The sequence below is a fragment of the Eubacterium sp. 3_1_31 genome, from assembly GCF_964249515.1.
GTDB lineage: Bacteria > Bacillota_I > Bacilli_A > Erysipelotrichales > Erysipelotrichaceae > Longicatena > Longicatena caecimuris.
Genome location: NZ_CAXUBY010000069.1, coordinates 1 through 9,661, shown reverse-complemented (window position 1 = coordinate 9,661; position 9,661 = coordinate 1). Strand labels below are relative to the sequence as shown.

At 47.2% G+C, this 9,661-nt stretch carries 9 protein-coding genes and 1 pseudogene; 5 read left to right on the top strand and 5 right to left on the bottom strand.

Annotation, left to right across the window (positions count from 1 at the left end):
• Positions 1-139 precede the first annotated feature (139 nt).
• The 5 genes and pseudogenes from mobT to ACESSZ_RS15785 all read right to left on the bottom strand — a co-directional run bounded on the left by mobT (position 140) and on the right by ACESSZ_RS15785 (position 5,267).
• Positions 140-1,336 (bottom strand): MobT family relaxase, encoded by a 1,197-nt coding sequence (gene mobT / locus ACESSZ_RS15805; RefSeq protein ID WP_151165487.1) that lies wholly within the window; start codon positions 1,334-1,336, stop codon positions 140-142.
• A 186-nt stretch (positions 1,337-1,522) separates the two neighbouring features.
• Positions 1,523-2,128: pseudogene (locus ACESSZ_RS15800) on the bottom strand (ATP-binding protein); the annotation flags it as partial.
• Positions 2,129-3,043: 915 nt separating this feature from the next.
• Positions 3,044-3,787: a DUF6882 domain-containing protein gene (locus tag ACESSZ_RS15795; RefSeq protein WP_195522017.1), complete on the bottom strand. Its 744-nt coding sequence runs from the start codon at positions 3,785-3,787 to the stop codon at positions 3,044-3,046.
• A 27-nt stretch (positions 3,788-3,814) separates the two neighbouring features.
• Positions 3,815-4,615: a helix-turn-helix domain-containing protein gene (locus ACESSZ_RS15790; protein WP_177509161.1), complete on the bottom strand. Its 801-nt coding sequence runs from the start codon at positions 4,613-4,615 to the stop codon at positions 3,815-3,817.
• 61 nt (positions 4,616-4,676) lie between these two features.
• Positions 4,677-5,267 carry an SMI1/KNR4 family protein gene (locus ACESSZ_RS15785; RefSeq protein WP_033117768.1) on the bottom strand — a complete coding sequence of 197 codons (591 nt, stop codon included), beginning with the start codon at positions 5,265-5,267 and terminating at the stop codon, positions 4,677-4,679.
• A 344-nt stretch (positions 5,268-5,611) separates the two neighbouring features.
• On the opposite strand from ACESSZ_RS15785, the gene ACESSZ_RS15780 reads away from it, so the two are divergent.
• From ACESSZ_RS15780 to ACESSZ_RS15760, 5 genes are all read left to right on the top strand, one after another.
• Complete coding sequence (locus ACESSZ_RS15780; protein WP_499842896.1) at positions 5,612-6,025, top strand: cysteine-rich VLP domain-containing protein; 414 nt, start codon at positions 5,612-5,614, stop codon at positions 6,023-6,025.
• 111 nt (positions 6,026-6,136) lie between these two features.
• Positions 6,137-6,532: a replication initiator protein A gene (locus tag ACESSZ_RS15775; RefSeq protein WP_015521724.1), complete on the top strand. Its 396-nt coding sequence runs from the start codon at positions 6,137-6,139 to the stop codon at positions 6,530-6,532.
• 185 nt (positions 6,533-6,717) lie between these two features.
• Positions 6,718-7,659, top strand: a complete 942-nt coding sequence (gene mobV, locus ACESSZ_RS15770; protein WP_499842895.1) for a MobV family relaxase — start codon at positions 6,718-6,720, stop codon at positions 7,657-7,659.
• Between the two features lie 70 nt (positions 7,660-7,729).
• Entirely contained in the window at positions 7,730-7,921 is a 192-nt protein-coding gene (locus ACESSZ_RS15765) for a hypothetical protein (protein WP_002566025.1), read from the top strand.
• Positions 7,922-8,015: 94 nt separating this feature from the next.
• Positions 8,016-9,527, top strand: coding sequence for a recombinase family protein (locus ACESSZ_RS15760; protein ID WP_499842894.1), 1,512 nt, complete (start codon positions 8,016-8,018; stop codon positions 9,525-9,527).
• The last annotated feature ends 134 nt before the right edge of the window (positions 9,528-9,661 follow it).

The window sequence follows — 9,661 nt, the reverse complement described above, 5'->3', positions numbered from 1 at the left end:
CTGTTCCGATTCTGGTATGACCGGAACAGATATAAGAGTTGGAAGTTACAGATAGCTGCTTAATCAGCAGACACTAACTACACCAAAACCTGCCCCAAGTGAGAACAGGAACAGGTCAAATAAAAAGTTTTTCATGTTGTCATTCCTCCTGTGTTGTAATTTCTTCTGTGGAAGTTGTCTGCTGTTTAATCAGCTTTTTGTGACGCTCTGTGAGCTTTGCATGGTTCAAAATATCTTTGAGATACGTTGTTCCGTTGGTGTCGTCTATCTGCTGCAAGACTTTCCAAGTCGGGGCAACCTGCCTGCTTATCCAGTTCAGCGTCCGTGTGAGGGTGTACGGTTCTGGTTTGGTCGTTAATTTCAAACGCCCACGATCAGAACCGATAAAGTACGCCCACCTTTCATTGGTTTTCCATTCGCTGCGCCGCTTATCCACCTCCTTGTCAGCGAATCGCATATAGCGGTTGATAATATCAAAAGCGGTACGCTCTGCGTCATGGTAGGTCAGCAGGTCACGCACCGCATAATAGGCTCGCTCGTTCTTTAGCCTTATCTCAAAACGGTTTTTGATTTTCGTATCTTCAAGGGGAATCTCGTATTTGACATACTGTTCATAGTCCTTTTCGTAGATACAGAAATAGACTTCCGATTTCAGCGAACCGATATACAATGTATTTCCCATACCGTATCTGTCCTGTTCCCTGCTTTTTACAAGCTCGCCGCTGCGGTAGCTCTTAAAGCTGCGGAATACGGAAATACATTCTTCATGGTTGCATTTCTCTGTCAGCTCTGGAATATCCAAGATTCCTGCCATATCGTTGATGGCAAGGTCAAGACGTTTCATCACACCTCCCTCCAGCAGAGCGTCCATGAGAAAGTCATACCAGCTCCTGTGCTGCGCCAGAAGGTAGCTTTCCATCTGGCGGCAGCCTTTTCCTTTCAGTTCCAGCAATGTGCCTTTTTCCTTATCGGGCGAAGTCAGCACGAACACGTCGCCCAAGACATAATGCTCTGAATAGGAATAGAATCCGAAGTCCTCATGTATCATCACATCAAGCCTTATTTTGAGAATATCCTCAACAACGTGCCTAACGTCCTGTGTGGGGAATCGGATTCTCACATAATCCAAGACCATTTCCAGCGGATTTTCTGGATTCAGTTTATCCAGTGCGTCCGTCAGTTTCACCTTGATTTCTTCCGTCAAGGCTACTTTGCCAGATTCCAGCCTGCTGATATATTCCCTGCTGACACCAGCCATGACCGCAAGCTGGTTCTGGGAAACGCCGTACTGTGTCCGTCGTTCCTTGAAATGGTCTATCCAGTCAGTATCATTCAGTCATAATCCCTCCAATCAAAAAAGGAATGTGACCGTTGCTGAATTTATCACATTCCTTTGAATCTCTGGAAAATCCGCTGTCTTAGCGGCTTTTTCCATATTTATTGAACTGTTTCCAGATAATTTGTGCCCCCCTGTTAGATAACGGGGGCGAATGGTTGGTGTGGCAAGCCACACCAACACAGGCTAGTCCGTACCTGCGGCTTTCGCTTCGCACGCCGCCTGTCCGTCCTGCCTGCTTTTTGACAGCCTGCCGATTTCCTTTAGGAAGTCATGACCTTTAGGAACAAGGGGCGTGTAAAACTCTGATATAACGCTCGTTCCTGTATCGACATAGCCACGTCCTTTTATCTGTTTCAAGAAAAAGTCCTTGTCAACCTCACCGAACATCATAGAATAACCCAGCTCCGACATACGACCCAATGCCACACGGAAATTGAACTGGTCACGGATTCCGTCGCCAAGATATTTTGCGTCTGGACGCTGGCAGGCGAGAATCAGAAAATATCCAGCCTGTCGACCAAGCATGACTATCTGTTTGAGCTTATTCAGCACAGCGGCATTTTCCTTTGTCGCCAGCATTTCCATAAATGCCACATATTCATCAAAGATAAGGAAGTGGGGAGTAAGACCGAGATAGGCATAATTCTCACCTGTCTTATAGTTTTCCATCAGTTTCATGGATTCGCTCCTTGCCATCATGCCATGATAGAATCGGTCAATGCAGGCAGTTATATCTTCCTTTTTGTAATAGACTTCTGGCATGACAGCGGATAAATCCGCAAGGTCGGATAGCGATAGGTAACTCTTTGATGTTATCTCCAAGTTTTCCCCCGCTTCACACCGTACATGAAACTTTCGCTTCATACGGCGTTCCATCATATTCAAATAGATTCATAAGTTCTGGTTATTTTATTGCTTGGTATCCATAGTTCGCTCGTATTTTGTTCAGCTTTTTCTTTTGTTGACTGCTCAAGCCATAGTTCATCAACCACATTTTTGCCTGTTGTACTGATTCAGTCAGTATCGCTTTTGATATTGGTATTTCAACAAATACAAGATTTTGGTATTTATCTCTATCTGTTTCGGTAATATTCTTGTAGATACAAACCATATCAGTCGGGCTATGCCTTCGATTAGTGATATAGCAATTGCCTTAGGTCAGTTTACAAGGAACTACACGCAGACCACGAAACGGGGGCTGCTGACAACAAATAAAGGCTGAGTATCAAGCACCGGGGAAGTGCGGGATATTCAGCCTGTTTTGTTGTCTGGGGTTTCCAAAGGGGCTTGCCCCTTGGCACACGACTTTGCTCGCAAAGTGTAGTGTGTTATACGCTCTGTCGGCGTTGCTGCGAAAATGCGGTTGCCACCAGGGAGGGCAAGGGCATTTGAAACGGCAGGAAAACAGGGCTGTGATTGCGTGGCATGGAGCCGCAAGCGCAGGACTGGTTTCGCCAGCAGACAGGGCGTATATGAAAGCCCCCGTCCCTTGTCCCACGCCGGACTTCGGGACAAAATGTCCCGAACTTGTGGCCACACTTACGAAAAAGCAGACGGATTTTTCTCTCAAAATTGAAATAGGCGGGAAGCCATTTTAGGGCTTTCCCGTCTTGATTGCCCATCAGCAAAGACGGGCAGGACTGTCAACGGCGGCACATAAAATGTGCCGTTTATCTTGACCGTTGACTGGCTCGGCTGGCTTTGCTATTTTCCAGATAAAATGGTATTCATAGCGCAAATACGCCAAAAATTATTTACTTGTTCAAAGTCAATTTTCAAATCTTGCTGAAAATGAGCGAGTAATGTTTGATTGTTCCATTCATATTGCGTATTGTTCCACGAGAGAAATCCCTCCACAAAAATTTTGTGATCAATATGAAATTGTAGAATACATTGCGTCGTTATAGATACGAATTTTTGAACATCGATGGAGGCAAACACACTATCAGGAACACCTGAAAATGCAACAAAAATTGCTCCACCAGAATGTGGACCTCTGTAATAACAATACTTATCAACTAAGCCGCAAGTTACGATAGACAGGTTATGCCCGTTGAATGTATCGTCCAATGTAAATTCTGCTGTCGTTAGTGGCTCTAAATTCCAGCGTTCCCCCACTACTTTTGCGTGTGTGGCTACCTGAATAATTTTCTCGGAAAATCCATTGACATTTTCCCACCCCCACAGCCATGTGTTACTTGATGTTGCCTCGCTTCCGATGAATTGAAGCGGATACTTTTGATTTCCAAAAAGTATTACGCCCTCTGAAAAATCAACATTCCAGTCCTGCCCCTTTACCACCTGCTCACTACAAGCAGTCTGTATTGCTATCATTTTACCTAAGCAAGCTGAAAACACTTGAAACCAATTTCCTGTATCAATATTGAGATGCTCAATCCAAATATTTTTTCTGTTATCCTGTTTTCTGTCTTTGCCCCAAAATCTCATCTGTATTTCCTCCGTAATATATTTCTTTTATTTCCTCCCCCGCTGCGGGTTCGGATTTTTCAGCAAGTCCGACTTCTGTGCAATCTTTTTCAGCCACTTCTTTTCTTCTTCGGACAGCTTCTTCAAATTCAATTTGAGCCGCTTACAGATAAACGCCAAAGCTGCTTGCTCCGGATCGCTGTCTGGGCTGGCGGTTTCCTCGGCGGTCTGCAAAAAATCTTCCAGAGGATTGTCCTCCGGGACGCTGAAAAAATCGTCCTTATGCGCTTCCCGCAGGTCAAGAGCTATCTTGTTTATGTCCTGCTGTATCACATAGCGGCAAAAGCTGTCATCATCAATATGGGCGGCGATAAGCTGTCTTAACTGCGGGTCAGACAAGCCGGGATTGTGCTGCTTCATAATGGTTGTGCTCACAGCGTCTACAATGGCGTTTGCACTCTGCACCTGTTTGCCAGCGATACCGTTTACATAGATTTCAAGGTCAGCCATGAGCCGGGGGAAATCCGGGTGTGCCGCCAGCTCACACAAGAGGGAATTATCCACCCGCCCACTTTTCAATAGTTCAATCATATCATCGCTCAAACGCAGGTCTGCAAGATCGGCGTTTGGGTGATTTCTTGTTTGGGACAGTCCCAGCAGATAATCGGCGGTCACGCCGTAAAACTTCGCCAGCTTGATAATAGCATAGTGACTGATGTCCTTAAAATCCTTTGCTTCATAGCTGCCCAGCGCAGACTTGGAGAGATTTACCTGCTCCTCAAGCTGCTCCAGCGTCAGCCCACGCTCCACACGCAAATCTTTCAATCGTTCTTGTATGGATAGTTCCATGCGCTCCCTCCTTGTCTGCCCAATAAATGGGAAGCTATCGCTTACATCATATAAAGAAAAATTATATTAAATTCTCAATAACTGTTTCCGTCATTTTCAGTGCTTCGGTAATGTTCGGAGCGACATAATAGATAAAATCCGGGTCATGCACATAACAAATAATTTGACCGATTTCACCTTTCTCGCTTGGGTTATAGTCCAACATCAGATAAAGAGAACCGGCATACTCAGCAAAGGGAAACCAACGCTCACAAAACAGATATGGCTTTATGCGTTCGTCTAATTGTTGCAGTTGTTTTTCACCAATTACATTTGGAAACTCTGTCATTTTACAGTTTTTATTTTGAAAAAGAGATTTTAACTTGATTATTTCTTTTAGTGACAGTAGGCGATACCCGCGATAAAATCCCTCCTGCGGCCAAATTAAGCTCATATAGCCGCTGCCGTTTTTGTATGAATATACGGTTTTAAAATCCTCTGGCAATCTTATTTGAAATTGATTTTCAAAGGCGCTTAATTCTTCTTTTGTAGCACCTTGAATTTTAAGATACTCGTCAATATCTTCCTGTTCTACTTCCTCATCATTTAGTGCTTCAGCATTTTCAAGGAGAAGCTGCTCATTTCTCTTGACAAGTTCCACTATGCTATCCATTTTGAACACCTCACAACTTCCGATTTATCGTCTTGTATTTATTATTTTACCACAATTCCGAGAGCGTGGAAATAAAGAGTTTTCCGGGCTGATTTCCGACCTTATGGATATACGGGGCGGGCGGTCTTTTAGGTGTAGACTTAAGGTAGTTCATCGATGAGCTGCACCTTGAAAACAGAATGACCGTCCGAAAAGGAATACCCCGGCAGGGGAAGCACCGCAACGAGCCACTTCGGGACAAAATGTCCCGAAGTCCGGGGAGCGTGCCAACGCTGGAACACGCCGCAGGAATGGGGCAGGAAGCCTTTTCGGGGAGAACGGCTAAGGAAAAATGGAGGGAACACATGAGAGAGAACCAATATAAACGACTGCCGCCCATAGAGCGCAGGCAGGACGGTTCCCTTTACCGCATGACACCGGCACAGAGGAAACAGGCAAACGCCCTGATCCGCCGGGAGTGCTGCTGTTATGAGGACGGGAACTGTATGCTCCTTGACGATGGGGACACCCACACCTGTCCCCAGACCATTTCTTTCTCGGTCTGCTGCAAGTGGTTCCGCTGGTCGGTCTTACCGCAAATCGGGACGCTGGAAGCGGAGATTTTCCGGGATAAGGACTTGAAACGCTGTGCGGTCTGCGGCGGTGTGTTCGTCCCCCAATCCAACAGGGCAAAATACTGCCCCGGCTGTGCCGCCAGAGTTCACAGGCGGCAGAAAACAGAAAGTGAACGGAAAAGGAGGTCTACCGTGGACAGTTAGGGGCTGAAAAGTCCTTGATTTACAAGGCTTTGCAAGCACAGAACAGGGGCAGGCAATAGAAACTACCGTCTGCCCCCGGAAACAGGCTTCTAACCGTCCACAAAACACGATATGACAAACACCATTTATATCCATCAGCCGGAAAAGGCGGTCAGCTTTACCCGGCTTCCGAATTTCCTTTTTGAAGCCCCCACATTCACACCCCTGTCCAACGAAGCAAAGGTACTGTATGCCTTTATCCTGCGCCGGACAGACCTGTCCCGGAAAAACGGCTGGGCAGATGAATATGGGCGGATTTACCTTTATTATCCCATCAACGAGGTAGTGGAGTTGCTCCACTGCGGGCGGCAGAAGGCGGTCAACACCCTGCGGGAACTGCAATATGCCGGACTGGTGGAAATCCAGAAGCAGGGCTGTGGAAAACCCAACCGCATTTACCCAAAATCCTACGAAGCGGTTCCAAACACCGACTTCAAGAAATCCCATTCTGGTACGCCGGAGGGCTGAAAACCGCACTCGATGAGTACGATAATCAATCCTCTTGAAGTACGAAAACCAGACGGTATATAGAAATACAGAGATAAAAACGATTTTATTTATATCTTATCCATTCCCTTCCTATCTGAGATATTTTCTGTGGGATTTTCCTGTGGAAAAGTCCCGGAAAGGAACGGAATGGAGAAAGGAGTTTCATGGCACAACACGCAATTTTGCGATTTGAAAAACACAAGGGAAATCCGGCAAGACCGCTGGAAGCCCATCACGAAAGACAGAAAGAACAGTACGCCAGCAATCCCGACATTGACACCAGCCGGAGCAAGTACAATTTCCACATCGTCAAGCCGGAGGGACGCTATTACCACTTCATTCAAAGCCGCATTGAACAAGCTGGCTGCCGCACCCGCAGGGACAGCACCCGGTTTGTGGATACGCTGATTACCGCCAGCCCGGAGTTTTTCAAGAAGAAGTCCCCAAAGGAGATACAGGAATTTTTCCAGAGGGCGGCTGATTTCTTAATCGGGCGGGTAGGGAAAGAAAATATCGTGTCGGCGGTGGTACACATGGACGAGAAAACGCCCCACCTGCATTTGGTCTTTGTCCCGCTGACAGAGGACAACCGCCTGTGTGCAAAGGAGATTATCGGGAATAGAGCCAATCTCACAAAATGGCAGGACGATTTTCACGCTTATATGGTGGAGAAATATCCCGACTTGGAGCGTGGGGAAAGTGCCAGCAAGACAGGCAGGAAGCATATCCCCACCCGTTTGTTCAAGCAGGCGGTCAATCTCTCAAAACAGGCAAGAACCATTGAAGCCACGCTGGACGGTATTACCCCGTTCAACGCTGGAAAGAAGAAAGAGGAAGCCCTCTCCCTGCTAAAAAAATGGTTTCCGCAGATGGAGAACTTCTCCGGTCAGCTCAAAAAATATAAGGTCACAATAAACGACCTTTTGGCAGAAAAGGAACAGTTGGAAGCCAGAGCCAAAGCCAGCGAAAAAGGCAAGATGAAAGATACGATGGAACGGGCAAAGCTGAAAAGCGAACTGGACGATTTACAGCGGCTGGTTGACCGTATCCCGCCGGATATACTGGTGGAACTGAAACGGCAGCAGCGGCACACAAGGGAACGGTGATTGATGGCAGAAAACATTTCACGCCGCAGCATGGCGGCACTGCACTTTGAAAATTAAATACGGAGGTACTATGGAGCATATCAGATACAAGAAAGAAACCGAAGTCGTGACTTTTCAAGGAAAGGAAATCACGCTGGAAAATCTCTCCCCGGTGTTCACGCCGGAGCAGGAAGCGGCAAAACGCCGGGAGCTGGAACAGCAGCTTTATGAGGTGTTCCGCAAATATGCCGACAAACGGCAGAGTGAGGAAGCCGGAGCATAAGATTTTCCGAAGCCATCGTTGATTTGCGGGGCTGCTGACGGTATAATAAAGGTGTCAGCAGCTCCGTTTCTTTTTTAAGAAAAGGAGCGACAATATGAATAATCGAATAGACGCAATCTATGCAAGGCAATCGGTAGACAAAAAGGACAGCATTTCCATTGAAAGCCAGATTGAATTTTGCAAATACGAGTTGAAAGGCGGTAACTGCAAGGAATACACAGACAAGGGGTACAGCGGCAAGAACACAGACCGTCCGAAGTTTCAAGAACTGGTGCGGGACATCAAGCGGGGCTTAATTGCAAAAGTCGTGGTTTACAAGCTCGACCGTATCAGCCGTTCCATTCTGGACTTTGCCAATATGATGGAGCTGTTCCAGCAATACAATGTGGAGTTTGTGTCCTCTACGGAAAAGTTTGATACCTCTACTCCGATGGGGCGGGCTATGCTGAATATCTGTATCGTGTTCGCCCAGCTTGAGAGAGAAACCATACAGAAGCGGGTAACGGACGCTTACTACTCCCGCAGTCAGCGGGGCTTCAAGATGGGCGGGAAAGCCCCTTACGGCTTCCATACAGAGCCGATTAAGATGGACGGTATCAACACAAAGAAGCTGGTGGTAAACCCGGACGAAGCAGCAAATATCCGGCTGATGTTTGAGATGTACGCCCAGCCCACAACCTCCTACGGGGACATTACCCGGCACTTTGCCGAACAGGGGATTTTGTTCCATGGCAAAGAGCTGATACGCCCCACGCTGGCGCAGATGTTACGCAATCCCGTCTATGTGCAGGCAGACCTTGATGTGTACGAATTTTTCAAAAGTCAAGGGACGGTCATTGTCAATGACGCTGCCGATTTTACAGGCATGAACGGCTGCTATCTGTATCAAGGGCGGGATGTGAAGCCCAGCAAAAAGAACGACTTGAAAGACCAAATGCTGGTACTGGCTCCCCATGAGGGCATTGTTCCCTCCGACATCTGGCTGACCTGCCGTAAGAAGCTGATGAACAACATGAAAATCCAGTCTGCCCGGAAAGCCACCCACACATGGCTGGCGGGAAAAATCAAGTGCGGGAACTGCGGGTATGCCCTTATGAGTATCTTCAATCCCTCCGGCAAGCAATACCTTCGCTGTACGAAACGGCTGGATAACAAGAGTTGTCCGGGGTGCGGGAAAATCATTACTTCGGAACTGGAAGCGGTTGTTTATCAGCAGATGGTAAAGAAACTGGCAAGCTACAAGACGCTGACAGGCAGAAAGAAAGCGGCAAAGGCAAACCCGAAAATTGCAGCACTGCAAGTGGAGCTTGCCCATGTGGACAGCGAGATTGAAAAGCTGGTGGACAGTCTGACGGGTGCAAACAATGTCCTGCTCTCCTATGTGAATGTGAAGATAGCAGAACTGGACGGGCGCAAGCAGGAACTTCTGGCGAGGATAGCGGAACTAACGGTGGAAGCCATTAGCCCGGAACAGGTCAGCCAGATTTCCGGCTACCTCGACACTTGGGAGAATGTATCCTTTGACGACAAGCGGCGGGTGGTGGATTTGATGATTACCACCATAGCCGCCACAAGCGACAGCTTGAATATCACATGGAAAATCTGACGGGCGGCACACCTCCCGTCAGACCGTTACCCTGTGTAGTCCCTTGTAAACTGTACTTTGTTGGGCTATAAATACCGCAATTCGATTATCATTAAATTCAACACTCTTTGTGGGGTCTTTATACTCTAAAAGAA